Origin of the sequence: Jeotgalibacillus alimentarius, from assembly GCF_000829445.1 — a bacterium.
GTDB classification, from domain to species: Bacteria; Bacillota; Bacilli; order Bacillales; family Jeotgalibacillaceae; genus Jeotgalibacillus; species Jeotgalibacillus alimentarius.
Window position 1 is genome coordinate 111031 of record NZ_JXRQ01000015.1, and the last position, 26171, is coordinate 137201.

General features: G+C 43.5%; 32 protein-coding genes. 6 read left to right on the plus strand and 26 right to left on the minus strand.

The window, feature by feature from the left end; genetic code table 11:
* Positions 1 to 54: 54 nt before the first annotated feature.
* The 4 genes from KP77_RS04245 to KP77_RS04260 all read right to left on the minus strand — a co-directional run bounded on the left by KP77_RS04245 (position 55) and on the right by KP77_RS04260 (position 3806).
* Positions 55 to 1155, minus strand: a complete 1101-nt coding sequence (locus tag KP77_RS04245; RefSeq protein WP_041121477.1) for an S-layer homology domain-containing protein — start codon at positions 1153 to 1155, stop codon at positions 55 to 57.
* Positions 1156 to 1455: 300 nt separating this feature from the next.
* Positions 1456 to 2085, minus strand: coding sequence for a YczE/YyaS/YitT family protein (locus KP77_RS04250; protein ID WP_041121478.1), 630 nt, complete (start codon positions 2083 to 2085; stop codon positions 1456 to 1458).
* A gap of 82 nt (positions 2086 to 2167) precedes the next feature.
* Positions 2168 to 3274 carry a hypothetical protein gene (locus KP77_RS04255; protein ID WP_041121479.1) on the minus strand — a complete coding sequence of 369 codons (1107 nt, stop codon included), beginning with the start codon at positions 3272 to 3274 and terminating at the stop codon, positions 2168 to 2170.
* Positions 3267 to 3806: a sigma-70 family RNA polymerase sigma factor gene (locus tag KP77_RS04260; RefSeq protein ID WP_041121480.1), complete on the minus strand. Its 540-nt coding sequence runs from the start codon at positions 3804 to 3806 to the stop codon at positions 3267 to 3269. The genes KP77_RS04255 and KP77_RS04260 overlap by 8 nt, the downstream gene beginning before the upstream one ends.
* 212 nt (positions 3807 to 4018) lie before the next feature.
* Between KP77_RS04260 and mbcS the strand changes: the two genes are divergently transcribed.
* The gene (gene mbcS / locus KP77_RS04265) at positions 4019 to 5599 is read left to right on the plus strand and encodes an acyl-CoA synthetase MbcS (RefSeq protein WP_041121481.1); all 1581 of its coding nucleotides are present in this window, start codon (positions 4019 to 4021) and stop codon (positions 5597 to 5599) included.
* A gap of 242 nt (positions 5600 to 5841) precedes the next feature.
* Here the strand turns inward: mbcS and KP77_RS04270 are convergent, their stop codons facing one another.
* The 16 genes from KP77_RS04270 to KP77_RS04345 form a co-directional block, all read right to left on the minus strand.
* Entirely contained in the window at positions 5842 to 6366 is a 525-nt protein-coding gene (locus KP77_RS04270; RefSeq protein WP_052473957.1) for a FixH family protein, read from the minus strand.
* A gap of 95 nt (positions 6367 to 6461) precedes the next feature.
* Positions 6462 to 7016, minus strand: coding sequence for an SCO family protein (locus KP77_RS04275; RefSeq protein ID WP_235420663.1), 555 nt, complete (start codon positions 7014 to 7016; stop codon positions 6462 to 6464).
* Positions 7013 to 8389 carry a sensor histidine kinase gene (locus KP77_RS04280; RefSeq protein ID WP_235420664.1) on the minus strand — a complete coding sequence of 459 codons (1377 nt, stop codon included), beginning with the start codon at positions 8387 to 8389 and terminating at the stop codon, positions 7013 to 7015. The genes KP77_RS04275 and KP77_RS04280 overlap by 4 nt, the downstream gene beginning before the upstream one ends.
* Positions 8386 to 9063, minus strand: coding sequence for a response regulator transcription factor (locus KP77_RS04285; RefSeq protein ID WP_041121483.1), 678 nt, complete (start codon positions 9061 to 9063; stop codon positions 8386 to 8388). The genes KP77_RS04280 and KP77_RS04285 overlap by 4 nt, the downstream gene beginning before the upstream one ends.
* Positions 9064 to 9356: 293 nt before the next feature.
* A complete protein-coding gene (locus KP77_RS04290; protein WP_041121484.1) occupies positions 9357 to 10190 on the minus strand; it encodes an SDR family oxidoreductase in 834 nt (277 codons plus the stop codon).
* Between the two features lie 93 nt (positions 10191 to 10283).
* The gene (locus KP77_RS04295; RefSeq protein ID WP_041121485.1) at positions 10284 to 11222 is read right to left on the minus strand and encodes a siderophore ABC transporter substrate-binding protein; all 939 of its coding nucleotides are present in this window, start codon (positions 11220 to 11222) and stop codon (positions 10284 to 10286) included.
* Between the two features lie 18 nt (positions 11223 to 11240).
* Positions 11241 to 11999: an iron ABC transporter ATP-binding protein gene (locus KP77_RS04300; RefSeq protein WP_041121486.1), complete on the minus strand. Its 759-nt coding sequence runs from the start codon at positions 11997 to 11999 to the stop codon at positions 11241 to 11243.
* Positions 12000 to 12944 carry an iron chelate uptake ABC transporter family permease subunit gene (locus tag KP77_RS04305; RefSeq protein WP_041121487.1) on the minus strand — a complete coding sequence of 315 codons (945 nt, stop codon included), beginning with the start codon at positions 12942 to 12944 and terminating at the stop codon, positions 12000 to 12002.
* Positions 12934 to 13887, minus strand: coding sequence for an ABC transporter permease (locus tag KP77_RS04310; protein WP_041121488.1), 954 nt, complete (start codon positions 13885 to 13887; stop codon positions 12934 to 12936). The genes KP77_RS04305 and KP77_RS04310 overlap by 11 nt, the downstream gene beginning before the upstream one ends.
* Before the next feature lie 154 nt (positions 13888 to 14041).
* Positions 14042 to 14491 carry a MarR family winged helix-turn-helix transcriptional regulator gene (locus KP77_RS04315; protein ID WP_235420665.1) on the minus strand — a complete coding sequence of 150 codons (450 nt, stop codon included), beginning with the start codon at positions 14489 to 14491 and terminating at the stop codon, positions 14042 to 14044.
* 122 nt (positions 14492 to 14613) lie between these two features.
* The gene (locus KP77_RS04320) at positions 14614 to 15129 is read right to left on the minus strand and encodes a divergent PAP2 family protein (RefSeq protein ID WP_052473958.1); all 516 of its coding nucleotides are present in this window, start codon (positions 15127 to 15129) and stop codon (positions 14614 to 14616) included.
* A gap of 72 nt (positions 15130 to 15201) precedes the next feature.
* Positions 15202 to 16701 carry a CPBP family glutamic-type intramembrane protease gene (locus KP77_RS04325; protein WP_041121489.1) on the minus strand — a complete coding sequence of 500 codons (1500 nt, stop codon included), beginning with the start codon at positions 16699 to 16701 and terminating at the stop codon, positions 15202 to 15204.
* Between the two features lie 16 nt (positions 16702 to 16717).
* The gene (locus tag KP77_RS17490) at positions 16718 to 17143 is read right to left on the minus strand and encodes a hypothetical protein (RefSeq protein ID WP_052473959.1); all 426 of its coding nucleotides are present in this window, start codon (positions 17141 to 17143) and stop codon (positions 16718 to 16720) included.
* Between the two features lies 1 nt (position 17144).
* Entirely contained in the window at positions 17145 to 17345 is a 201-nt protein-coding gene (locus tag KP77_RS04335) for a helix-turn-helix transcriptional regulator (protein ID WP_041121490.1), read from the minus strand.
* 129 nt (positions 17346 to 17474) lie between these two features.
* Complete coding sequence (locus KP77_RS04340) at positions 17475 to 18497, minus strand: phosphotransferase enzyme family protein (protein ID WP_041121491.1); 1023 nt, start codon at positions 18495 to 18497, stop codon at positions 17475 to 17477.
* A gap of 293 nt (positions 18498 to 18790) precedes the next feature.
* Entirely contained in the window at positions 18791 to 19813 is a 1023-nt protein-coding gene (locus KP77_RS04345; RefSeq protein WP_052473960.1) for a hypothetical protein, read from the minus strand.
* 336 nt (positions 19814 to 20149) lie between these two features.
* Between KP77_RS04345 and KP77_RS04350 the strand changes: the two genes are divergently transcribed.
* Entirely contained in the window at positions 20150 to 20338 is a 189-nt protein-coding gene (locus tag KP77_RS04350) for a hypothetical protein (protein ID WP_041121492.1), read from the plus strand.
* Positions 20339 to 20466: 128 nt separating this feature from the next.
* Here KP77_RS04350 and KP77_RS04355 read toward each other — a convergent pair whose 3' ends face one another.
* Both KP77_RS04355 and KP77_RS04360 read right to left on the minus strand, forming a co-directional pair.
* On the minus strand, positions 20467 to 20739 hold the full coding sequence (locus KP77_RS04355; RefSeq protein ID WP_052473961.1) for a hypothetical protein: 273 nt from the start codon (positions 20737 to 20739) through the stop codon (positions 20467 to 20469).
* Between the two features lie 2 nt (positions 20740 to 20741).
* On the minus strand, positions 20742 to 21149 hold the full coding sequence (locus KP77_RS04360) for a hypothetical protein (RefSeq protein WP_041121493.1): 408 nt from the start codon (positions 21147 to 21149) through the stop codon (positions 20742 to 20744).
* 125 nt (positions 21150 to 21274) lie between these two features.
* Here KP77_RS04360 and KP77_RS04365 point away from each other — a divergent pair, with 125 nt between their 5' ends.
* Positions 21275 to 21931 (plus strand): haloacid dehalogenase type II, encoded by a 657-nt coding sequence (locus tag KP77_RS04365; protein ID WP_041121494.1) that lies wholly within the window; start codon positions 21275 to 21277, stop codon positions 21929 to 21931.
* Between the two features lie 34 nt (positions 21932 to 21965).
* Here the strand turns inward: KP77_RS04365 and KP77_RS04370 are convergent, their stop codons facing one another.
* Positions 21966 to 22169 carry a DUF6366 family protein gene (locus KP77_RS04370; protein ID WP_041121495.1) on the minus strand — a complete coding sequence of 68 codons (204 nt, stop codon included), beginning with the start codon at positions 22167 to 22169 and terminating at the stop codon, positions 21966 to 21968.
* 6 nt (positions 22170 to 22175) lie between these two features.
* Positions 22176 to 22718, minus strand: coding sequence for an isochorismatase family cysteine hydrolase (locus tag KP77_RS04375; RefSeq protein ID WP_041121496.1), 543 nt, complete (start codon positions 22716 to 22718; stop codon positions 22176 to 22178).
* 151 nt (positions 22719 to 22869) lie between these two features.
* Here KP77_RS04375 and KP77_RS04380 point away from each other — a divergent pair, with 151 nt between their 5' ends.
* Positions 22870 to 23055 (plus strand): hypothetical protein, encoded by a 186-nt coding sequence (locus KP77_RS04380; protein ID WP_041121497.1) that lies wholly within the window; start codon positions 22870 to 22872, stop codon positions 23053 to 23055.
* A 14-nt stretch (positions 23056 to 23069) separates the two neighbouring features.
* Here the strand turns inward: KP77_RS04380 and KP77_RS04385 are convergent, their stop codons facing one another.
* Both KP77_RS04385 and KP77_RS04390 read right to left on the minus strand, forming a co-directional pair.
* Complete coding sequence (locus KP77_RS04385) at positions 23070 to 24293, minus strand: Bcr/CflA family multidrug efflux MFS transporter (RefSeq protein ID WP_041121498.1); 1224 nt, start codon at positions 24291 to 24293, stop codon at positions 23070 to 23072.
* A 115-nt stretch (positions 24294 to 24408) separates the two neighbouring features.
* The gene (locus KP77_RS04390; protein WP_160289500.1) at positions 24409 to 25200 is read right to left on the minus strand and encodes a nucleotidyltransferase domain-containing protein; all 792 of its coding nucleotides are present in this window, start codon (positions 25198 to 25200) and stop codon (positions 24409 to 24411) included.
* Between the two features lie 304 nt (positions 25201 to 25504).
* Here KP77_RS04390 and KP77_RS04395 point away from each other — a divergent pair, with 304 nt between their 5' ends.
* Both KP77_RS04395 and KP77_RS04400 read left to right on the plus strand, forming a co-directional pair.
* On the plus strand, positions 25505 to 25765 hold the full coding sequence (locus tag KP77_RS04395) for a hypothetical protein (protein WP_041121500.1): 261 nt from the start codon (positions 25505 to 25507) through the stop codon (positions 25763 to 25765).
* 113 nt (positions 25766 to 25878) lie between these two features.
* Positions 25879 to 26109, plus strand: a complete 231-nt coding sequence (locus KP77_RS04400) for a hypothetical protein (protein ID WP_200889047.1) — start codon at positions 25879 to 25881, stop codon at positions 26107 to 26109.
* Positions 26110 to 26171: the final 62 nt, after the last annotated feature.

Sequence of the window (26171 nt, forward strand, 5' to 3'; positions counted from 1 at the left end):
GTCAATAACAATTAAATGGAAAAATCCGGTCTCACTTCTGAGACCGGATCCACCTCAGATTGTCCAGCGGTCATTAATAATGGCGATCAATACCCATTCACCGCTGTTATTCTTTTCAAATACAAGATTCAGGCTTTGCCAGTCCATATAACCAAATTCTTCTGTTCCTTCATATGCATACTCTACTACTCTTCCTTCAGGATATTTCTGTCTGATTAATTCTCCTGTAGACATATGCTTTGAGCGGTCGTAACGCGTTTTGGATTCATATTCAGCATCCATCAGCCACTCATCGTAATAGGCTGCCGGTGTCAGTTCAATCGGAAATCCGGAGCCATCCTGATCTCCCCAGTAATAAATATCAGGATCGCTCATGAAACCATCAAGCTCCAAAGCACTGAACTGTACCCCGCCATGATCAATACAGTTGCCGGCATAAGGACAGAACGTCAGCGGTTCTTCACCCATATACGCTGCAAGATCTCCGAATTCTTCATTTTGTAAATGACCAAGAATGTCATTTGCAGTTTCTAAAAGAGATTGATACTGCGGGACAAACGTTGGTTCAATTGCCCGTGCAAGGAAGGCTGCAAACTGACCTCTTGTAATTTTCTCATAAGGTTTGAACGTTCCATCAGGATAACCGGTTGTAACGCCGTGTTCCTTCAGCTTAGCTACCGCTCTAGCCATCTCACCATCACCTGTCACATCACTGAATCCTGCAGGTTCAGCATCTGCCCATTTGAATGCTCTTGCAAAAATTAAAGCCGCCTGCCCTCTTGTCAGGTCCTGATGTGGCCTGAATGTTCCATCACTGTAACCACTGATATACCCATTCTCATACGCTGTCATCACATAACCTGAATAATACGCACTTTCCGGCACATCACTGAACGGAGTTGGCCGCTGCTCTTTATAAAGAAAGATTCCTTCACCAATCATTTTCATCGCCTGTGATCTTGTTACTCTGTTATAAGGCCTGAACGTTCCATCATCATACCCATCAATAATCACCTGTTCATGAAGATAAATGATTTCCCATACAAATGGGTGATCCATCGGTACATCGTCGAATGACACAACACCTTTTGCCTGATTCGGAAACAGTAAAAACAATAGAATAGAAGCCGCTGCTAAGATCCCGAACTTTTTCATGGGAAAACGCCTCCTTTTGCTTTTTATTATAACATTTAACATGTATAAAATTTGAATGTTCAGAAATTTTATTTTCGCATTAAAAAAGACCCGTTCGCAGTTGAACAGGCCTTTTTTGTATGCTTATTAAAGTAAAACGGAGTGAATGCACAGCTGATGATTGGAGTGTAAGGCGGTGACTCCTGCGGCAGGAAGGGACAGGTGTGACGATCATGGCGAAGCCTGATGGCTCACCGCCCGGCCGCGGAAAGCTTCCGCCTGAAACGGAAATCAACAGCCACCTTATTGAAAGATTACTTTTTAAAGCACAACCTCAGTTTCATTCGTCAGACGCTTCCGCGTATTCGTAACCGGTGTGATAAACAGCTGAATCAGCGTGCCGATTCCAAATGCTACAATCACCGTTCCAAGCCCGATCGGTCCGCCGAATAGAAACGCGATTACAAGCACACTTACTTCCATCACAGTTTTTGAGAATGCAAGACTCTTACCTGTGCGCGTCTGAATCGCAATCATCAGACTGTCAATCGGATTTCTCGCAAAGTTTGCCTGCAGATAGAATGTGATACCGACTGCAATAATAATTACCCCTGCAGCAAGCATCATCGCTCTGACAGGCATTGCGAGCGACTCAATTCCGGCAAAAGCAACAAGCAGCCAGAAATCCATAAACACACCAATGAGAAAAATCGTAATAATCGCCAGAAAATCAGGCATCTTTTTCATTAAATATCCATTTAACAGAATCAAAATGATTCCGAGTATAAACACCCATGTCCCAACCGTAAAGCCGATTGTTTCTGATAAGCCAACATATAAAGCATCCCATGGTCCAACGCCAAGATCCGCAACGATCATCATACTGATTCCAAATGACAGCAGCAGTAACCCAAGCAGATAAAACATTCCTATAATTAAACCTTTTTTCAAGATGGCACCTCTTCTTTTTAAGATCTACCAGAATATCTTAACATGGAGAAGAGGTCCGTACCACTAAAATAATTGTCAATGATTATACTTCCTGAACGGATGTGATTTTCCAAACATCATTTTCAAACTTAAAATACACTCGAAGCATAGTTTCTCCATCACGGTTAATCGCCGCCACGTAGCTCTCCGTCTCAGAAAGATGAACTTCAACCAACTGAAAAGTTAAAAACTCGTACATAGGGCCATTGGTTAAAGCAAGTGATAATTCTTCATACCCTGCATATTGACCATAATCCGCTTCCTCACTAAATAGAATTCCCCGTGCCTCATTGTGGGTTGAATTAAATACCCGAATGATATTAACTGGTGAAAGATCTCTTAATTCCTGATCATCAGGATTTTCAGAGATACTCTGAATCACCTCACTTATACCTTGATAGTCGTAACCATCAAACGGCAATACACTTCCAGCATATAACCTTTCATCCACTGAAGCCGGATCGAATTGAGTAAATGGAGGTCCGAAGTCCGGTTCTAACATGGCTCCACTTTCCGGACTGCCATCAGCCGGGTCAAATCCGATAAATACTCTGCCAGTAACCATTGTCACCTCAGCACTGTTCTGATCCTCTATCCCATATATTTTCTCATAGAGTAGTCCGTATCCTATAAGCTGCATTTTATTTGAATTCAGCTGAACCGGAAAAGTATCCTCTGCTATATTTTTCGGTTCAAAAACAGGCTGGATACTGCCTTCAGGAAAGGATATCTCTCCTGTCAGCTCAATTTGCTTTTCAAAGAGAATAAATGAGCCTCCCTTATTATTTTCAGGGGCAACGATATAGGTGGCTGTCCAGCCATTAAGTGTATCTCCCACTTGAATAGTCCTTAAGTCAATTTCTTCTGTCTGTTCAAACGTATCTTCAGTTTCAGTCTCGACCGTTTCCTCAATTTCCTCCTGCTTCTCCGGCTGATCGAGCGGCACGCTATCCTGTTCCTCCACCCCTGTCAGCTGGATCACCAGAATCAGAGCTGCAGCTGCTGCTACACCTGAAAGACTGATCGGCAGCCATTTATTTGTCCGTTTTTTCTTTTTATTAATCTTCTCCCATACAGCATTTCTGTCCCCACTTGAAAATTCCGATTGAACAGGCCAGTTGATACGCTCCGGAAGCTTTTCCTTACTCATGACCAGTCCCCCTTCTTTCCTGATAAATATAGGATGTTTTCAACTTCTCACTTCCGCGCCTGATACGCGTTTTGACTGTGGACAACGGCAGATTTAATATATCTGCAATTTCCTGATAGGTCAGTTCCTGTTCAAAATGTAAAAGCAGCAGCTCACGATATTTCACAGGCATCGCCATCATCAGTGATAATACCTGTTCTTTTTCTTCACGGAGCACTGCCTGATCTTCAAGTGTCAGCCGCTCTGCTTTTTCACTTTCAAAGGAATGTTCAAATAGATTCACTTTCCGGTGATTCCAGCTTTTCAGATGATCTTTTGCTTTATTTGCCGCTATTTTATAGATCCATGTTTTAATAGAAGCTCTTCCTTCAAACGTGTCCCACTTTTCATAGACTGTCACGAACACATCCTGGGAGAGGTCACCTGCTGTTTCCCAATTTTTCACGTATGTATATATTAAATGTTTAATCGCTGTACCGTATTCATTCATCACAGCTTCGAGTCCTTCACGTTTCCCTGCAGAAGATTGCATTCACTCACTTCCTCTTTCAGATTGTTACTATGTAGACGAACGATATTTTATCATCGATTCATTTATTTTACAGCACGCTATTTGTTTGAAAATTCCCAAAACAATCTTGACGGATCTTTTTGTAAACGTTTACAATAATCAGAGTAGGCATGGGCGCTGAGCGAGCGTTCAATCGACATGTACAACATAGAATATCAAACGGGGGAATGGGTATGAATGCTGAAAACTTAATTGCACCTGAACAGTACAATATCGCAAAAGAACTGGACCAGTTTGCATCGGATGATCAGAGGATTGCGATCAGATGGCTCGATGACAAACAGAACAGACGTGACGTTTCCTATAAAGAGCTTGTTGAACGGACGAATCAGTTCGCACTTGCTTTGAAGAGTAAAGGAATCTCTAAAGGCGATAAAGTACTGATTATCCTGCCGCGGATTCCGGAAGCTTATATGAGCTATCTTGCCTGTCTGAAAGCCGGTATTATTGCGATTCCATGTTCTGAAATGCTGCGCAAAAAAGACCTGGCCTACCGGATGAAGCATGCCAATGCAAAAGGGGTCATTGCATTCCACGAGACCACAGCTGAAGTGAACGCCATTGATGAAGAACTGCAGGCATTACATAATAAACTGATTGTCGGTGGAACTGAAGATGGCTGGAATTCACTTGAAGCACTTGCCAATCAACAGTCTGCTGAATACGACGGAGAACCGACTTCCCGACACGATACAGCTTTTCTTCCTTATACATCAGGAACAACAGGCAATCCTAAAGGGGTTATTCATACACATGCCTGGGGTTACGCACACGTCAGAACCGCTGCAAAAGAGTGGCTTGGCGTTCAGGAAGGTGACCTCGTATGGGCAACAGCAGCACCAGGCTGGCAGAAATGGATCTGGAGTCCATTCCTTTCAACGATTACACTCGGCGCGACTGCATTCGTCTACCACGGCGGCTTTAACGCTGAAACCTATATGGAATATCTTGAAAAAGAAAAAATCAATGTACTTTGCTGCACACCAACTGAATATCGTCTGATGGCAAAGCTTGAAAACCTTTCATCTTATAAGCTTCCTGAGCTGCGCAGTGCAGTATCTGCCGGTGAGCCGCTGAATCGTCCAGTGATCGAAGCATTCAAAAACGCTTTCGATGTTATTGTACGTGACGGATATGGTCAGACAGAGAATACGCTGCTCGTTGGTACATTGCAGGGAATGGAAGTAAAGCCGGGTTCAATGGGCAAGCCTACACCTGGTAACAATGTAGAAATCATTGATGAGCACGGCCAGCCTGCCAAGACAGGTGAAGTCGGTGATATCGCCGTTCATAAAGACTGCCCTGCACTCTTTACTGAATACTACAATGATCATGAACGCACGCAAGCGGCCTACAGAGGTGACTGGTATTTAACCGGGGATCAGGCCACGCGTGATGAAGACGGCTACTTCTGGTTTGAAGGACGCAGCGATGATATTATCATCAGCTCAGGGTACACGATCGGACCATTTGAAGTAGAAGATGCACTGCTGAAGCATCCTGCTGTCCGTGAATGTGCAGTTGTGGCTGCACCTGATGAGATCCGCGGCAGCATCGTAAAAGCTTACGTTGTGCTGCGCGATGACAATGCAACGGGCGATGACTCCCTTGTAAAAGAGCTGCAGAATCACACGAAGGAAATGACAGCTCCCTATAAGTATCCAAGACAGATTGAATTTATCAGCGAGCTGCCAAAAACCACTTCGGGTAAAATTCGACGGATTGAGTTGAGACAGAAAGAACAGCAGAAATGAGAAAAAGCCTGGGACAAAAAAATTGTCTCAGGCTTTTCTTTTATAAACGTTTCACTGCGCTTCAGGCGGACGCTTTCCGGACGGTGGACCGTTTTGTGGTCCGATATAGCCTCCTCGCCTTCGGCTGCGGGGTCTCAGCTTCCCACTTATCGTCCCGGAGTCGCCACCTTCCGCTCCGCTGCACTTAGATACTATTTAAAAATTCGTTTCATTCATCTAGTAATATCTTTTTGTTCCGGCTTTTAATGTTCGTCATGACCTTCTTCATCTTCGTGGCCATCATTTGAGCCTTCATCTTCACCCTGCTCACCTTCTCCATGACCGCCCATATGACTGCTTTCCTGATTGCCCGCATTTTCTTCAGCCGCAGCAATCTGCTCATCAGTCGGCTCGCCTATATGGAACTGCGTTTTTGGCATCACGTGCATATCGCGTGCAGTTGTGTGTGCCTGAACCGTATAGACACTTTCTTCAAATGTATAGGAAATCTCATAGATGCCGTTTTCAGCATGTGACGCTTCTACGCGTTCACTTTCCGTACCTGCAGCATCATTCCAGATCTCAAACAGCACTTCATTGGCGTCATCAACAGCTTCTCCGCCCTGCATGACTTCCGCCTGCAGCATTGTCTCTTCACCTGGCACAGCATCTTCCGGAACCATGATCTCCACTTCTACCATTTCAGGTAATTCGTTTGCAGCCTCTTCCTCCTGAGAGCAGGCCGCAAGCAGCAATACTGCCATTAACCCTATCATCCATTTCTTCATAGTCAGTTTCTCCTTTTCAACAACAATACACTCATTATAGCCCGTCAATGTGAAATGAACGTGAAGTCCTTTTAACATTCACATTTTATTCAAAACTACTGCAGTTGTTTCACATCATCAACAATCTTCCCGACTGTGTTTTCTTCTGTAAAATTATACTCGCTGAAAATCCTGCCTTCCTGATCGATCACATAAAATGTGACACCATGAAGCACCTGATCCGCGTCATCCGGCTTATTGACAAGTGACTGGAATTCTTCTCTCGCAAACTCCTCGATTTCCTGCTGGCTGTAACCGGTCAGCATGTGCCAGTTACTGTCGTCCTCTGTGAACTGACCGAGAAACTCAGACAGCTTTTCAGGCGTATCCACTTCAGGGTCTACGCTGAATGAGACAATCTCAGCTTCAAGTCCTTCTTCTTTCAGTGATGCCTGAATATCAGCCATCTTAAACGTCATTGGCGGACAGACCGTATCACAGTTTGTAAAAATAAAGTCCGCAATCCATACCTTTCCCTCAAGCTCACTGCTGCCAAAGGCTTCCCCGTGCTGGTCTGTATATTCAAAGCTGCTGACCGGCGGAGTATCCGGTCCACTGCTGCAAGCTGTCAGCAGCATCGTAAATATGATGATCATCATCAATTTCTTCATTCTGACTGTCCTTCTTTCGGAATTGTAATATGAATCTCAAATGCTTCTGTCTCAGGATCTATCCTGAATGTCCCATCCATCAGTCGGACAATTTCTTTGACGATCGCAAGGCCAAGCCCTGTCCCGCCCGACTGACGGTTCCGGTCGCGGTCAGCTCTGTAAAAACGCTCACCAAGCCGGTGTTTATCTGTTGCCGTAAGTTCTGAGTCATTGACCATCGTCAGCTTCATCATATGCTGATCCTCTTTTAGATGAATCGTTACAGCTGAAGCTGACGGTGCATATTTCACTGCATTTTCAATCAGGTTATAAAAGATCTGCTGCAGCCTTTTTGCGTCCTGCACGATAATCAGTTCTTCATCCGCATCAAGCTTAAAAACCAATGACTTCTCTTTTATTGAAAGTGAAAAGGTCTGAACGGTTTCATACAGCAGATCTGCAGCTGCAATCGGCTCTCTGTTAAATTCAGCATAGCCTTCCTGCAGGCGGTTCAGCTCTGTCAGATCTGACAAAAGCGTGTTCATCCGCTGTACTTCACTTTCAATCACAGAAAGAATCAGTTCTTTATCCTGATCACTCTTTTTAAGACGCTCTGTATATCCCTGAATATAAGTAAGCGGCGTTCTGACTTCATGCATAATATCAGCGAGGAACTCCTGCTGCCTCTCTTCCTGATGCTGCAATGCCTCACTCATTCTGTTAAGCGCAGCGGATACCTGCCCAATCTCATCCATCTGCTTCACTTCAAGCCTGTTCTGATAATCCCCGGCTGACACCTTTTTTGAAAAGGATTCAATCGAAGCAAGCGGCCTGAATAATGACTCCCTGATTCTGCTGACAAACAGGCTGAGCACGATGAAAAACAGCATACCGGCACCAATTAACAGTGGAATACTGCTGCCAAATACCTGCGCAAGCCCTTCAAGCGGCACGAAAATATACACATACCCTGCAGTCGATGTGCCATCTGTGATCGGATACACACCGCCAATCACTTCACGGCCATAATGATCGACGAATCCTTCCTTGAGTATCGACCGTCCTTCGAGCAATCCGGCACGATCAGACTCCTCCACGAGCATCTCACCGTCAATTTCATATGGAAACAGACGGTTCAGTTCATCAATATCGTCTGCGACAAGTACTTCATATTCAGAGACCACGTTATACCAGTGAATCTTTTCAATAATCTCTTCAGTCAACTCACCTGAATGATAATGCGCAGCTGTACGCTGGCCCTGTGATTCGACTGATTCCCTGACCGTTGTTAAATAAAGATCTCTATAGGTGAAATGCAGGAAAATAAATGCCGCAAGCAACGTCACACCAATGCTTCCTACTAGTAAAAGAAGAATCTTCCGGCTGAACGTCACAACGATGCCTCCAGTCTGTATCCGACTCCGCGCACCGTTTTGATCCGGTCACTCTCTTCAGGAAGCTTCATCCGGAGTGTCTTCATATGCGTATCCACCGTTCGCTCAGACCCTGGATAATCCGGCCCCCAGATAAGCTCCATGATCCTTGATCTTGTAACTGTATGCCCTTCATGCTTCATAAGCAGTGCGAGCATGTCAAATTCCTTTTTCGTTAAAGGCACAAGCCTGCCGTCAGACTTTGCCTCTATATATTCAAGATCAAGTGACAGTTTCCCTGAACTGATTACCTGTGAAGGCTGGCGTAATCCTGCACGTCTGATCACCGTCTCAATTCGCGCGATCAGCTCTCCTGAATGAAACGGCTTCACCATATAATCATCCGCTCCAAGACGCAGCCCCTTCACCTTATCGAGCTCTTCCCCTCTTGCAGAGAGAAAAATAAAAGGAATGTCAGAGTGCTTCCTGATTTCCTCAAGCAGTTCAAAACCGTCCATAAACGGCATCATAATATCCACGACCATCACATCCGGCTGGTCGCGCTTAAAAAGCTGCAGCGCCTCCACACCGTTTGCCGCTTCTGACACTTCAAATTGTTCTTCTATTAAAAAAGAGGCAATCAGCTCTCTCATCGGCTGTTCATCCTCTACAATCAGCACTTTATAGCCTGACATCAGTTGATTCACCTGCTTTTATTAAAATGATACCGCTATTGTATCAGTTTTGTGTGAAGTTTGAGTGAAGTTGGGGGTTTGGGTGGTAGTGTGTGATAGGTGTTCGACGGGAAATTTGGTGGGTTCGGCGGGAAATACCCGTGGTTCGGCACTTACACCGGTGGGTTCGGCGTTTAACATGTATGGTTCGACACAAAACTCTCACTGTTCGACACTTAGGGCCTTTTTACCCACTCCATTCACACACAAAAACCCCCACCTGCACCAGCCAGATGGGGGTTAACCTAATTATATTATATCCCGACCCGCTCTTCACTCCACCCCCAGAGTTCTTCCGCGAGCCATTCATTTGCTGCATCCTCGGACACATCAATTTCCTGCATCTGATAAAAATATTTACCGGTTACGTCCTTCAGTTCAGGTGCTGTTGCCAGATAAACGGCTGTCGCACCGCCTTCTTCAGGCGATTGGAAAAATGGTTTCAGGATTTTATGAACGCCTTTTCCGAATTCTGTTTTACGATCCACGCCAAGATTGGTCGCTACGGCACCGGGATGGACGGCATTTGCTGTTACGTTTGTACCTTCAAGTCGCTTAGCGAGCGCTTTTGTGAAAAGGATATTGGCAAGCTTTGACCGTCCGTAAGCCTTTGCTACGTTATATCCTTTTTCAAAGTGAGGATCATCGAAGTCGATTTTGCCCCATTTATGTGCACCGGAGCTGACTGTGACAACCCTGCCCTGGTCTGCTGCCTTCAGTTCATCAAGCAGCAGATTGGTCAGCAGAAAGTGTCCGAGATGATTCACGCCTAGGTGTGATTCAAAACGGTCATCTGTCAGCCTGCGTTTCACAGACACGACACCGGCATTATTAACCAGCACATCAAGCTTTGAAAACTTACTTTTGAATTCTTCAGCAAAGTTTCTGATGCTTTCTAATGAGCCGAGGTCACACTGCATCAGTGTCAGTTCCTCAGAACGCGTCTGTTCTTTAGCAGAGATCCATGCGACTTTTCCGCGACGGGTATTTCTGCACATCATGACAACGTGGTAGCCCTGCTTTACGAGTTCAATGGTAGTGGTCAGTCCCATACCTGAGTTTGCGCCTGTGACTAATGCTGTTTTCATATGTACGCACTCCTTTAGATGAGAAAGATTTTGTCTATTATAACAGATCAATTGAAAAAAGCTCCCCTGCTGGGTGCAGAGGAGCAGTAAAGCTTATTGAATACCTGTATGAATTTCATTGACCATTTCCTGAACAGATACCAGTCCGCCGCCTGAGAGGTACCAGTAGTCCGGGTCAAGGTAGATGATGTTGCCATTTTCATACGCCTGTGTGCCTGCGATGAATTCATTTTCAACCACCTGTTTTGCTGAAGATTCTCCCCCTACTGCTGCGCCGCGGTCTACGACAAAGATATATTGTGGATCTTCTTCTACAATATATTCATAAGAGATGCTTTGGCCATGTGTTGATACTTCAATTGTATCGTCTGCCGGTGTGAAGCCGAATACGTCATGAATGATGCCGAAGCGTGATCCTGCGCCGTATGCACTGATTTTACCGTCGTTCGCAAGCGTCACCAGTGCTTCTAAGTCCTGAGAAGTTACTTCTTCATTTAATTCATCGATCGAAGCGTTGATTGTCTCAAGCTGTTCAGCAGCTTCTTCTTCTTTCTCAAAAAGCTCAGCAAGCGTTGTTACGTTTTGTTCAAATGATTCCATGTAATTTTGTGTATCAACACCCATGTGAATCGTTGGAGCGATGGCCTCAAATTCTTCGTAAAGATCTGCCTGGCGCCCTGAAATGATAATGAGATCAGGGTCCATTGCATTAATCGCTTCAAAGTCAGGCTCTTTTAATCCGCCGACGTTTTTATAATCATCCCCTTCGTATTTAGACAGGTAAGAGGGAATATTCATTTGCGGGACCCCTGCAGCTTCAATGCCAAGTGCATCGAGTGTATCAAGCGTACCGAAATCAAACACGACAACTGATTGAGGATTCTTTTCGAGCGTTGTTTCACCTAGTTCGTGTGTGATGGTCATTTCTTCTTTTTCTGCGGCTGATCCGGTCGTTGTTTCAGCACTTTCTTCTGATCCGCATGCGCCAAGTACAAGCGCACCTGCAATAACCGGGAATAATAATTTCTTCATATCTGATCCATCCTTTTTTTAAGCGTAGTACACGCAGATTTTATTTTCATTTACGTCTTCAATGTTGATATCCATATCATAGATTTCTTTTAAAACTGATGGTTTAATGATGTCGTTTACAGTACCTTCACGGATGACGCGGCCATTTTTCATGGCGATGATATTGTCTGAGTAGCATGACGCAAAGTTGATGTCATGAATCACAATGACTACTGTTTTTCCGAGCTCATCCACGAGACGGCGAAGTACCTTCATCATTTGAACAGCATGTTTCATATCAAGGTTATTGAGCGGTTCATCAAGCAGGATGTATTCAGTATCCTGAGCGATTACCATGGCGAGAAATGCGCGCTGCTTTTGCCCGCCGCTCAGCTCATCCAGATAGGTGTGCTGCAGGTCAGTAAGCTGCATGTAATCGATGGCTTCATCCACATAGCGTTCATCCTCAGCTGTCAGCTTCCCCTGTGAATAAGGAAACCGTCCGAATGAAACGAGTTCTCTGACTGTCAGCTTGAGTGTCATATGGTTCGCCTGTTTCAGAATAGACACTTTCTTCGCAAGCTCACTGCCGCGGCATTTTGCTACATCAAGCTCGTCTATTCTGACCTCTCCTTCATCGGATGTGATCAGTCTGCTGACGATCGACAGTAATGTACTCTTCCCTGCACCATTCGGTCCGATCAAAGAAGTGATTTTCCCTTTTTCAACCTGAATCGATACGTCCTGTACGACTTTCTTTTTACCGAAAAATTTAACCACGTTACTGGCTGAAACCATTTATGATCGCTCCCTTAATAGTAAGTATAAAAAGTACACCCCACCGATGAAGTTAACAATAACGCTCAATGTCGTTGTAAAGCTGAACACTCTTTCTACAAGCAGCTGGCCACCGACCACTGCGATGATTCCGATCAAAGCGGATGCTGCCATCAGATAGGAATGACGGTATGTTTTCATGACTTCATAGGTGACATTTGCTACAAGCAGCCCGAGAAAAAGGATCGGTCCGACAAGTGCAGTTGAGATCGCAACAAAAACAGCAGTCACAAGAAACAGCTTCCTGACAACCCGTTCATAATCCACACCCAGGTTGACAGCCTGATCACGGCCGAGTGCCAGCACATCAAGATACTTCAGATCTTTCCACATCCAAAGAATTGTCAGTGCGATACAGCCGAGTGCGACCCATACAAGATCCGAGCTGACATTATTAAAGCTTGCAAACATCCTGTCCTGTATCATCAGAAATTCATTCGGATCAATCAGTACCTGCATAAAAGTTGAGATACTTGAGAAAAACGTACCGAATATTAAACCGAGCAGCAGAAGGAAAAAGAGATTGGCACCTTCTTTTCTGAATAACAATTTGTACAGCAGCATTGCAAAAACCATCATCAGTAAAACTGACACGACAAAATTCAGATTGCGGTTCATGATGAATGCACTGCCTGAGCCAACAATAAAGATCAGTGCTGTTTGAAGCAGCATATAAAGTGAATCCATCCCCATAATGCTTGGGGTAAGAATTCTGTTATTCGTCATCGTCTGAAAGATAATCGTTGAGATGCCGATTGTACTTGCTGTAATCACCATCGCAAGCACTTTCATTCCGCGACGCGGCAGAATGTAATCCCAATTCCCGCCTGAAGCAATCGTCATATAGAGCGCAATCAGCCCTACAGCTCCAATGACAAGTACAGTTAATATTGCCTTATGCTTCACGTGATCGCCTCCTGATCAGCAGCCACGCAAATATTCCACTACCAAGCACGCCAACTGTTAAGTTAATCGGCAGTTCATATGGATAAATGATCACCCGTCCGAGAATGTCACATACAAGAACAAAGAGTGCACCCAGCATTGCTGTATGAGGCAGATTCTTTTTCAGATTGTCGCCCTGATAAATGCTGACGATATTCGGAATAATCAGTCCAAGAAACGGAATCATACCGACAGTCAGCAGAACAGAAGATGCAACAAAGGCGACAAGTATCAGCCCTGTGTTGACAACAGTTCTATACTTCAGACCAAGACTGACTGCAAAATCCTCACCCATTCCTGCGATCGTGAACTTGTTGGCAAATATGTATGCTGCGATCATGAATGGAATACTTAAAAACATCAGTTCATAGCGTCCGGTCACAATCAGGGAAAAATCGCCCTGCATCCAGGCGGACATGTTCTGAATGAGATCACGCTCATAGGCAAAGAAGGTTGTGATGGAACTGATAATGTTTCCAAACATCAGGCCGACAAGGGGTACAAAGATTACATCTTTGAATTTAATCCGGTCTAAAATTTTCATAAAAATAAACGTTCCGAGTAAAGCAAATAAAAAAGCAATACTCATTTTCACAAGTGGTGAAGCGCTTGTGAAAAGCATCAGTGATACCAGTACGCCAAGCCTTGCAGAGTCCATGGTCCCCGCAGTCGTTGGCGAGACAAACTTATTTCGTGAGAGCTGCTGCATGATCAGCCCGCACACACTCATCCCCGCTCCCGCAAGCAAAATACTCATTAACCGCGGCAGTCTGCTGTTCCATAAAACGTGAAACTGTTCCTCTGATAAATCCAGCAGATCCATCGGTGAAATAGAAGATACACCGACAAACAGAGATCCTACAGCGAAAAGAACGAGTGCACTGGCCAGATATCGTTTTTTCATATTTGGAACCCGACTTTCTATTAAGCGAAAATGATAATTATTCTCACTGTATTCTAAAAAAAAGAGAAGCTTCTTCTCTCCGTCAAACACTTGTTCCAACAACTAATATGCTAAAAAATATACTTGTCACAACAAGTGTTTGACGCAAAAAAGATTATTCAAGATTGCCTCTAATTTTATCGAGGGCGTCTAACGTCAATGCCAATTCTTCTTCTGACAGGTCTTCTGACGCCTGGGCGATGGTTTTCTGCGCAAGGTGTTCGAGGTCGTGTCTGATTCGCTTTGCTTCATCAGTGAGCAAAATCTTATTCACGCGGCGATCCTTCTGATCAACTTCTCTTTTGACATATCCGCGCTTGATCAGGTTATCAATCAGTCTCGATACACTGGCTTGATCTCTTTCATTTTGAACAGCAAGGTCATTTTGAGTCTGAGCGTCGCGTTCATACAACCGGCTCAGAATTTGCCACTGTTCATACGAAAGATTAAAACCATTTTCTTTAAAATTACGATTTAACCGGCTGTTCATCAGCCTTGACGCATGGAAAAGCTTATAGCCCAGTGAATCATTCAGGAAATACTGCTTATCATTCATTTGATCCATCCTTTTGTCTTCCCATAACTGATATTAATTGAAAATCGTTCTCAGTGCAAGGGGGAAATGAAATTTATTCAAAATTTAAGAGGCTGAGATTATCTCAGCCTCCTAAGACTTACAATTCCGTTTCACTCACCATTTTTAAAATCTCTGGCAATCAGCGGCTGCGGCTGTTCTCTGTCGAGTTTACGGTCTTCAAGCTTTGCTGAAGCGACACCATAAATGATGCCGAAAATGCCTCCTGCAAGCACTTCAAGCGGCTGGTGCCCCAGCAGTTCTTTTAATTCTTTATCACGTTTTTCAAACTGCAGGCTCGGATAATCATCTGAAATAATTTCAAAATGATCCTCAAGGTCGTTTACCAGACGGGCGATTTCCCCTGTATGTCTGCGGACACCCTGAGCGTCATACATTACGATTGAACCAAATACAATGGCAAGTGCCGTTTCAATATGGCGTGTCCCTCTGTTTGCCGCTACATAAGCTGCAAGAGATGCAACGCCTGCTGAGTGTGAACTCGGCATACCGCCAGTCTGGACGAGCGGTTTCAGCTCCCATTTCCCAGTCAGTTTTTTATGTGTCACAATTTTTAATGCCTGGGCAATCCCAATAGCAGATAATGACGTTAAAACGCCTCTATTCACTCAAATCTCCTCCTGTCGGATATGTATATATTCTGTTAGTAACCATACCCTTCCTGAGGAGAATTATTCTAGCTAGATGAAAAATGGGGCTACCACATGAATCGCAATATTAGCTGAAAAATGGGCAATCATAGCAAATTCAATGCCCAGTGTCAGAAATAGAAAGCCGAAGAAGAGTCCTCCAATACCATTGATAAGCACCATCCCAAAAAATAGACCGGGTGTCAGTTCAAAGTGATCCATTGCTACCCCGTAGTGCATAATTCCAAATACGAGTGCTGCAAATACAATCGCAAACGAACTTTTCCATCTGCTCACTTTACGCTTGCCGATCTTAACCAGCAAAATCATGATCAGGCTGACTAAAAACATTCTGAAAATCGATTCTTCGTTAATAGCAGCACCGCCCGCACCCAATATACTCAGCCACCAGACAGGCTCCTGAATCGTTGAATTATCAATCCCGAGCGGCTTTGAAATGACCAGGCTGACTGCAAGAATCAGAGAACCGACTACCAGACCCCCTCCGATCGTTTTAGCAGCATTTAGCCACCAACCTTTACAAATCACAGGGACTTCAGTGAGTTTTTTAAATGCAGGGTCATACAACGCAAGCTTTTTAAGTATCAACAGTGCCAAAAATACTAAAACACCCGTCTCAATCACTACCTGAAATAAATAGAATGCTCCAAACGCAACAGGTGATAGTCCAAGTTGTGTATGCAGACCTTCTCTTTCCATCGCATACGGAATAATGGCAAGCGCCCCTGCTATATTGATCAACATCAAAATCCAATACAGCTTCCAATTTACAATCGGAGTCTTTTTCACAGCACTTTCATGCTGAACTGGCAATACCTGCTCTCTTTGAACTGTCTCAATAAACCGTTCAGGTTCATCAAGATATAGCCAGGCCTCTGACACCTCAAACTTCCTGCCAAAATAGCCTGTCGCGACCAACGGCGTTTTAAACTTCACCGCATATGATGGGTCATCTCCCGCTCCAAAAACCCTTGTCAGAACCCTTGGAAAAGCAGTAGCGTGAAACACATTAGATGGGTGAATGATGCCACCCTGTTTATTATATTGAATTCCAGTGGGCTCAAAGGAAGCAACCTGATGTACACCAAAAGACAGTTCCCTTCTCAGACCGATTCGCATATGTACGTTTCCATTTTTCACTGTTACCGGCCTGTGCCGTAACACATTATAATCTCCCATCAGATAAAAGACCGAATAAATATGGAGACCTGTCATGATCCAGACTGTTTCAGGGTAAAGAATTTTCAAATAGTAGTGAAAAATAAACATTTCAAGTAACTGTTCATGAACAAGTGCGAGAAAAAACCAGAAGTAAGCTGACTGTTTATGATAAGTAAATTCATTCGCTCTATATTTTGGTTTATTCCATTTAAAGAATGCATAGAACAGGATCAGCCATTCTTTTTTGAATAGCGTGATGAGTGGATTCCCTCTCAACTTTCCCTGCCTGTGCAAAACCACCCATACGACTAACGCGGCTTCAAGTAATACTGCAAAAATAATAAGAGAAATCATTAAATCACGGTCCATCCCCATGTCCCCCTCGTCAGATATGACGTCTCATATGCACCCAGTAAATGGCATATTGAATGACGCCCATTGCAGTTAATATCAGAACCGGCAGATAAATAACGTGATTAAAATAAGCTGTCAGTGCAATTGCCGGTGGAATGATGAGTGCAAAAAACACGTAAACACTTCTTGTTGCCTTAAACGTCAGCCACTGCATCCCTTCATCTTCTTCTCTTAACTCCATAGGAATAATCTGAGGCTTGATTTTATTTTGCGGATTAATCCGGTTATAGATTGGTATACTCCCAAGCAATATCAGAATTGGAATACCCAGCACCATTGAATCGATTTTGTACCATGCAGGCATCACACTGCTGTATTTCTCACTCAGCATAATTAGTCCCAGTCCAATGACAAGTACGATATTAAAAACAGGTGAATGAAATATTTTCTTTAACATGTCAGTCCTCCTTTACTCCAAAAAGATCTTCTACCTTAATTCCAAAAACATCAGCCATTTTCAGCGCAAGTAACACAGAAGGAGCGTAATCTCCTTTTTCAATCAGTCCGATCGTCTGACGGGTAATCCCCATCCGATCTGCAAGCTCCTGCTGTGTCATCCCATGCCTGGCCCTCCATTCTTTCACTTTATTTGTCAGCACAGAATTCAACCCCCTCTATTGCTACTTATTGTAAATGTAAAGGATCATTTGCATAATGTAAACGATCCTTGTCATTATGTAAGAAATATGTCACACATTACTCAAACACAATATAAAAAAAGAAGCCCATTATCGGACTCCTTTTACTTCATCGTATATGCGGGCAAAATCCATCTCCACAATCGGCTCTTCCTTCAACAGCCGTTCACGGAGACTACTGACCAGTGCCTGTTCCCGTTCGCTTGCCTGCTCAAGATCAACCTGTTTATGAAACACACCATATAACGTGTAATCTCTCATTTTCAAAAACAGCGGCAGCCGCTCAATCCATTCCTGATCGATATTGCTTTTTCTCATATACCCGGACAGAAAAGCCTTCAGAAACTTCTCCCCCTGCTCAGACCGTTCTTCAAGAGAAAGGTGATTATGTTTCCACAAAATCGTATAGTACAGCGGAATCGCGATATCACTGACGTAGTGAAAATACATCGTATCATCAAAATCAAACAGGTGAAGCTCCCCTTCGTCAACAAAGAAATTCCCCATATGAATGTCAGAGTGAATTAATCCATACACCTGCTGATCAGTTGGCAGCTGCCTGATACGCCCAACCAGATCACGGTTGCCTTCGATGATGTGCTGATCATCTTCAGATAAATATTTTGCAAGCTCAATCAGATCATCCTCATACCAGTGCGGCCGGTCGATCCTGGCTGTATCAAAATCCTTTGCTGCAGTATGCAGTTCCCCCGTGATCTCTCCCCACTTTTCAAAAAGCGGGACATCGAATGCCGGATCATCCATTTTAATGAGTGAGCCAGGCGCTTTGTTAAAAAGGCATGCATAAAAGTACGTATCCTCCGCCGGAATCTCAACAACGAGATCACCATCAACAGATTCGTTCACCAGTGATACATTGATTCCCCGACTGTGCAGATCATTGATCCATAGCAGCTCGCTCTCCACTTCAGTTTTTGTACGATGTGATGAGTGTGTAAGTCTGAGCACATACGGCACTCCGTTTTTAGATACTTCATAGACATAATTCTCGAAACCATTCAGGTTTTTAGCCTGAGCAGCATCCGTTCCAAAACGTGACGCTGCCTCTGTAAGCAGTTCATGTGAAAATAATCGTTCGACTGACTGTTCCATAAGATCCTCCAGTTTTTAATAAAATAGGCTATGTTAAAGCCCAATATTGTTTTAGCACAGCTGGTGATTCTCGCTGCAGGGGGACGACTCCGGCAGGAGAAGCGTGACAGGTGAGACCCCGCAGACGCGAAGCGTTGAGGAGGGCCGATTGAACCGGAGCCAAAAAGACGGCTCATGCGGAAAGCGTTCCCCCTGCAGCGGAAATCAACAGCCGCCTTTAACAGAGCTTTAAAGCATAGTGTACAGAACGCTATGCGGCCTCCGTCTATGGACGGGGAGAAGATTTTTTTAAATCAAACATTGTCCTGCTCCAATAGACGTCTTAATTTTTCAGGTTCATCCACGCAGAATGAAGCATGGTTTATAGGCTTCGTTTTTCCATAAAAGAGTGTCAATTCAACCGGTTCTTTAAAGTAGATCGTTAACTGCGGCAGGGGCTGTTCAAAGTCCTGATAAGCAAACAGCGTTGTGTCAGGATAAATTTCATCTGACCATTCGACGCGCTCAATGTTTGATAACTCAACAGTCATCTGCTGTCTGATTCCCTGTGCCACATAGAGTTTACCGTTTTTAATTTCAAGCGGGATTAAACGGGCAATTTGCAGTTCTGCGAGAAACAGCAGGATAGAATAGATATTCAGTATAAGTAAGATGATTGAAATGACAGGCCACTTCCCGTGCAGCCACCAGTGAAGTCCTATCGTCTCAAGAACGATTGCGTGGATCAGCATGAGCTGGATCGCTATCACACTGGTCTTTTTATGCATCGTGACAGTACCTGCATGCTCGATCGGCTTTTTCCAAAAACCTGTGATCGCATAGTAAAACATCAGAAATTCATGAGTGAAAATACGTAAAATGAGTGCATGATTTATATTCTTTGTTACTGCCGGGACTGCTGAAAATAATAAAGGTGATTCTGACTCACGTATATGTCTTCTGATCTTTGGTATCTTCCATATTGCAAGCCCAAGAAGACTGAGTTCAGCAATAAACAGCAGGCCTTCAACAGCGAGCCCCGTATAAAAAACTGGACGCACCATAGCATGATAAGCAGAAGGAACAAGCAAATTCACAAGCAAGATGCCAAAAAACAATACAGCCACCATATATCTTTTCTTTAACCTGAATGCTGCCAGGACAAGAAGCGGCATCACAATCAGCAGGTCCAGCATTGATCCGGCTATGACACCCGGGTCAAGTGAAATTGACAGACTCCGTTGCACAGCAGGCTGATAAAGAAGAACGTTCGTGAGCAATAACAAAAATAAAAGGATACATGCAGGTTTTGAAAATCGGGTTTGACGCAGGACCACAACGAACACCCCTTTACGGTGTTATAATTCTATTTAACCACTAACTGTTTAAAAAAGGAATTTAACTTTTGGATAAACGTGAAATCAGATAGGTCAAATTACACTATTCTGTGAACATCACATGCTGAACGTCGAACATGAACTGTTTTTCTTCGAACATGCGCTTTCAAACGCCGAACATGAGTTGTTTTTCTCCGAACATCCACTCTCAAACGCCGAACTCGCTCCCTGCTTCCTCCGCCCCCCGCACGACCACCACAAAAAAGAAACCGCTTTCATTCGCAATTCCATTGTCAAAATGTTATAATAATTTCACACAAGAGGAGGAACATGACGATGGATCCCAGAGTGAAATATCTGATGCTCGTACTCCCGACGTTTATTCTGAGCATTGTACTGCTCTACATATTGCCTGAAAGCAGAAGTCTGCTTGCGATGTCACCAGTCATTGCAGCATGGATCATTTATTTTCTCTGGCAGTATGCAGAAAAGCAGTCTGATGACGATGAAGAAAGTACAATCTGAATTAATGGAGGTTTTTTAGTGGCTGCACTATTTTCCATATTAGGGGATTTGTTTTCAGCAATTGCCATGAACTTCTGGCACCGCAGACATAAAGAAGAAAATCCTGAATCGGAATGATTCAGGATTTTTTATTGCACAGTAATTTTTTTCGGTTGTATTCCTTTAAGCATGAGCCCTGCTGATACAAAGGTAATCAGGCTGATGACAAAAAAACTGTAGGCATAGTCCGGTACGTGCTGCCATTGTACCTGATCATTTATTTCAAATATAAGAAAATATACGCCTGTGCCTGCCCCATCTCTATTTTCGAGTGTCTGAAGTAAGTCAAATCCTTTTAATGCGAATAAGCCGGACAAGACAGTCAGTGCAATGGCTGTCATTCCTTTTTGATAGATCGTCACTCTTACCACTCCTTGCGTGATAGAATTTCCTCAATTGTTCTTTTCGCCTCAGAATTTTTCAAAATGAACGTTCCCTCTTTTTCAGAACTTGTAAAACGTGAATACTGCCCGCTTTCTTTCCACAGATAGATCGTTTCCTGCCGGTTATGGTCGTATGTAATTGTCAGCTTTACATCAGCAATTACTGCCATTTCTGATTGACGCGCTTTATAATCTGATTGGTTTAATACAGTTCTTAACTCTTTTTGTTCTTCATCATTTAATACGATGGAAATATCTTCATACACCTGCATCTCCTGGTCCCAAAACTGAACAGTCGCAACACGGCTTTTTTCAAATTGATTAGATGCAAAAATAATCCCTGCAAGACCAAAAAATAAAATAAATGCGATGATAACCGGTTTTCTCATGATGTACGTTCTCCCTGAAATGTTTTCTTATATGAACAGACGGCTAAATTCTTCAAAAGTTACAGGACTTTTTGGTTATTTTAACATCTTTTCGGGAAAATAATGGAGAAGGAGTTGAGAAATTTATGACAATTAGAGCCTACATATTTGATGCGTATGGAACATTATTTGATGTTCATTCTGTTATGGAGGAATTAGAGATACTTTTCCCGGAAAAAGGGGAAGCCATCAGTCAGACCTGGCGCAGGAAGCAGGTGGAATACTTTTTTCTGAGACAGGTCATGGGACGCTACAAACCATTTGATCAGGTGACGAAGGATTCACTTCTATATGCTATAAATGAAAGCGGACAGTCTGCTGATGAAAGTATGCTTGATCATATGCTTGAACGTTATCGTCAGCTGAAGCATTATGATGAGGTTGAAGAAGTCTTAAAGCAATTGGAGGGAAAGGAATTGATCGTATTTTCCAATGGCTCTGAAAATATGATTCACCCCCTTATGGAGTTTTCCGGACTGAATTCATTATTCACCAAAACAATCAGTGCTGATGAAATCAAACAGTACAAACCGTCTCCTGCCGCTTATGCCTATGCCCTTGAAAAGGCCGGTGTGAAGCGTGAAGAGGTATTGTTTATGTCATCTAACGGATGGGATATTTCCGGGGCGAAGAGCTTTGGGTTTAATACTGCCTGGATTAACAGAAACGGTCTGCCAACTGAAGAATTACATTTAGAGCCTGATGCAGTGTATGAAGATCTGAGTGGAATATTACATTGGTAAAAAGATCCGCTTAGCACAACGTTAAGCGGATCTTTCAGGTTAATACTAACAAATATATAACAGCTGCCACTATGACTACAGCGAGCATCACCATGTATCCCTTCCATCCAATTCCAGTCCTGCCGGGTGTCTCTGAAGGTTCCTCAACTGTTGTTTTCATGGTATTGGTTTTCGGATTTAATTCCTCCCGCTGGAGCTGCTCTCTCTTTTCTTTAGGTGTTTCTGACTCGTTTTTCATATGAATTCACTCTCCTAATGCCAGTTTTTCACCTGACTGAATATCCGCGTTTAATGACTGTTTGATAATGCGCATTGCACTGTCGTGTGCTTCCTGTGATTCAGCTGCTGAGCAGTCTTCGGGCACACAGATGTCGTATTCACGCATATGGGCATCATTTGCTGTGAAGAGTACACAAATATCTGTTGCAACGCCTGCAATGATGACGCGCTCCACGTCTAATTGCTTCAACAGAATATCAAGCTGGGTGCCGTAAAATCCTGAATGCTTTGGCTTGATGATGAAGTAATCATCATCTTCAGGCACAATCTTCTCTACCACAGGCTTTCCTTTCGAATTCATACACTCTTCTATCACTGCATCCGTGTTATCCTGCCAGTGGTCAAAATTATCATTTACATAGATAACAGGCAGTCCCTCACGTTTGGCACGATCCTTCAGTTTTTTCAAACGGTCCACCATCGGAATGGTATTTTTCAGAAGGTCATCACCGCCTTCAAACTCCATATGATTCATCATATCTATTAATAATAGAGCTGACTTTTTCATAACTCTCACTCCTTGTATTACCAATATTTCACTTAGCGGGTATGAGTAAACATTCAGAAAGACGTCTATTTAAATCTTTCCCAACTTTGTGACAAATACAACTGGATGAATGCTACACTTAAAATATGAATAACAGAGAGGAAATTACATCATGAAACCAATTAATCTTCTGATCATTGTCATCACCCTGATGCACTTCTCGTTTATTATCAATCACTCTATTTTTGATAGCGCATATACAGGGATTATTTTAATGACAAATACGATTTTATTTTTAGTGGCAATGATTACATTTGCTACAGTAAAAAATCGAGAAAGAAAAAAGCAGCCTGCATAGAGGCTGCTTTTTTCTTATGACTGATCCCTGAACAGCTCATCCGCTTTCTTCTCAGCGCGGCGGGCAAGTCCGAAATAGGCTGTAAGCGCCAGCAGACTGGCACTTAAAATGATTAATCCCATTGGTACGGCAGAGTATTCGCCGGCAATTCCAACAAGTGGCGCAGTCAGTGAACCAAGTACAAGCGGCAGCATCCCAAGGAAAGCAGATGCGCTTCCTGCGATATGACCCTGCGTCTGCATAGCCAGTGAAAAGGACGCTGTTGCGACCATTCCGATAGACATGACAAAGAAAAATAACGGCAGTGCTACAAAGAAAAACGGGCCGTTAATAAGAACGGTAATCGTTAAAACGGCACCTGCAGTGACCGCCTGCGATAATCCATAGAGTAAAAACTGTCTTTCTGAAATCCTGTGTGACAGGCGTCCGACGGATTGAGTCCCGATGATCAGCCCGATCCCATTAATCCCGAACAGATAACTGAATTCCTGCTCTGAAAATCCGTAAATATTCTGATAGACAAATGGTGTCCCGGATACATAGGCAAATACCCCTGCGATCATAAAGCCCTGTGCCAGAGAGTAGCCGAGAAACTGCTGATTTGTGATCAGCGACTGAAAGTTCTTAACAGTTGTCCCAATATTACTTGGCACCCTTGACGTCTCAGGCAGTGTTTCCTCAAGACGTAATGTAATCAATGTGAACAGTAGTAATCCCACTACACTCAACACAATAAAAATGCCGTTCCAGTCAGTAAAGATCAATACCGTACTACCGACAATCGGCGCTAAAATCGGTGCCAGGTTACTAATCAGCATGAGCAACGCAAAGAATTTCGTCAGTTCCCTCCCACTATAAGCATCCCTGACAATCGCGCGTGAAATTACGATTCCTGCTGAAGCTGAAAACCCCTGTAGAAAGCGCAGTGCGACAAGCACGTAAATATTTGGCGAAAAAGCAATCGCAAGTGAAGCAATGGCATACGCCATCAATGCAATAACAAGCGGTTTTTTTCTTCCGTGTACATCACTTAATGGACCATTGATCAGCTGTCCAAGACCAAGGCCAAGGAGACAGGCTGTCAGGCTGAGCTGCACAGAAGAAGCGCTCGTCATTAAATCTGCAGCAATCGTTGGGAATGCAGGCAGATACATATCAATCGTTAAAGGACCCATCGCACCGAGTGCACCAAGCATCAGGGCAAGACGGGTCCGCTTTGAACCGGAAAGTGTATTCATGATGAACCAAGCCCTCTCATTTATTCGATAATCGAAACATGAGGACTATTATACACCTCTTGCGTGAACATACCTATACAAGAGATTCAGTTTTTACAAATTAACAAGATTGAGATTATTTCGTTATATAACGAGGCCTGGCTTCAAGCGGTTTTCCCTGCATTTGATCTATGATTTCAAGCACAAACTTCCGGCATGCAATCGCCCGGTAAAGGCGACTGAAATAAGTGGATCCTTTTCCATTCAGTAATCTCTCAGCCTCACGCAGCTGCCTGATATCCTTCACATTTTCATGATTCCCTGCCCACCTGACTGCTTCTAGCTTAGAAATGATCTTCTTCTTTTCCCATGAGAACTGAATTCTGCACAGTGTAGCTACTGCATCAGCCACTTCCTCATCCTTTAAAAATGTATGCAGCCTCTTTGCCCGCCCAGGCCAGTATACTTCGAGATTATATATAAGCGTCTGTTCAACCTGAGACCACGTAACACCAGTCTCTACTGGTTTTCCGTATAACAAAATACCTTTATGATCAAGGCTCCACCATGTAATTGCATTGATATTCCAGTGACCTGTATGAAGACTACCTTCAATCAGATATGGATAGGGTTTTATTTCATGATTTCCTTTCCCTGCATCCTTCTTCTGCAGGAACATTCCATCCACTTTCTTTCCCCACTCTGTTTCAAGCAGCGGATCTAACCACTTTGCCAGCTTCTCAGCTGATAGATCTTTATTCAGAAAAATAATCAGATCAAGATCACTTCTTGCCGGATCAAACCCGCCATCAGCAGCCGAACCATACAAATAAATTGATTCAAGTGAATCTCCGAGTTCTTTAACTGCCACATCGACCAGCTCATTTAAAAAACTTGAACAAGCGTCAGGCACACAGTTCCTACTCATCTTTCCATCCCTTTCCATTAAGTGCTTTTTGTAAAATGTTAGCATACTAATCTCTAATTAAACAGATGTAATAAAGTTCAGGACTGTTTTAATACAGCTGATGATTTAAGCTGCAGCGGAAATCACCAGCCAACTTTAAATAAGCCTATTAAACAGCCACTCTTTTAAATCGTGAACAATTCAGCAGAATACTTCCAAAACAGTTCTTTCATTACCTAAGCACCTTGTCGCTTCTTACAAACAGGCGTATAATAATAGTTCAGTTATTCATTTCGAATGACAGTCAGAGGAAAGGATAAGCGCCATGAAAAATACAAAACATTTTATTATGATCAATGTCGGACTTGTGCTTGCTGGCGTCCTTGGCTACTATCTGATATTAAATGAAACACCTAAACCGAGAATATTTGCGGTATCGTTTCTATTTTTCTTTTGGGTCATCACAGATTATGTAAAAGCACATATACAGAAAGCCGGCGCTTCAAAGAGTATGCTGTGGCTCGGTAATCTCAGTTTTCTCGTAACGTCCGTTATTGGTTTCAGCATCATATATCTTGCTTCATGACCAAGAACCGTGCACCTGCACGGTTTTTTTATTTGAGGGTTACGTGATACGCACCTATTCCTTCTATATTCCTCCGCGTATGATATAGAGAATTCATTACAAGGAGGAAGATCATGAACCCGCATTTTATTCACCCTGCTGAATTTGAACGTATGGCCTATGAGGAAAGAAATGTATACAGACCACGTCCGTATGGAAGACCGAATTATTATAACCGGCCACGTCCTTACTGGGGAGTGCCTTTCCTTGGAGGGTTAGCCGGTGGACTTCTTGCAAGCACTCTCTTCCCTCAGTATGGTTACTATGGAAATTATCCTTACTACTATCAGCCTTGGTTTAGATAACAATAGTATTGAACGCGGTGGCCCGTCACCTGTTCAATGCCCGCTTATACAGAAAACAGGCT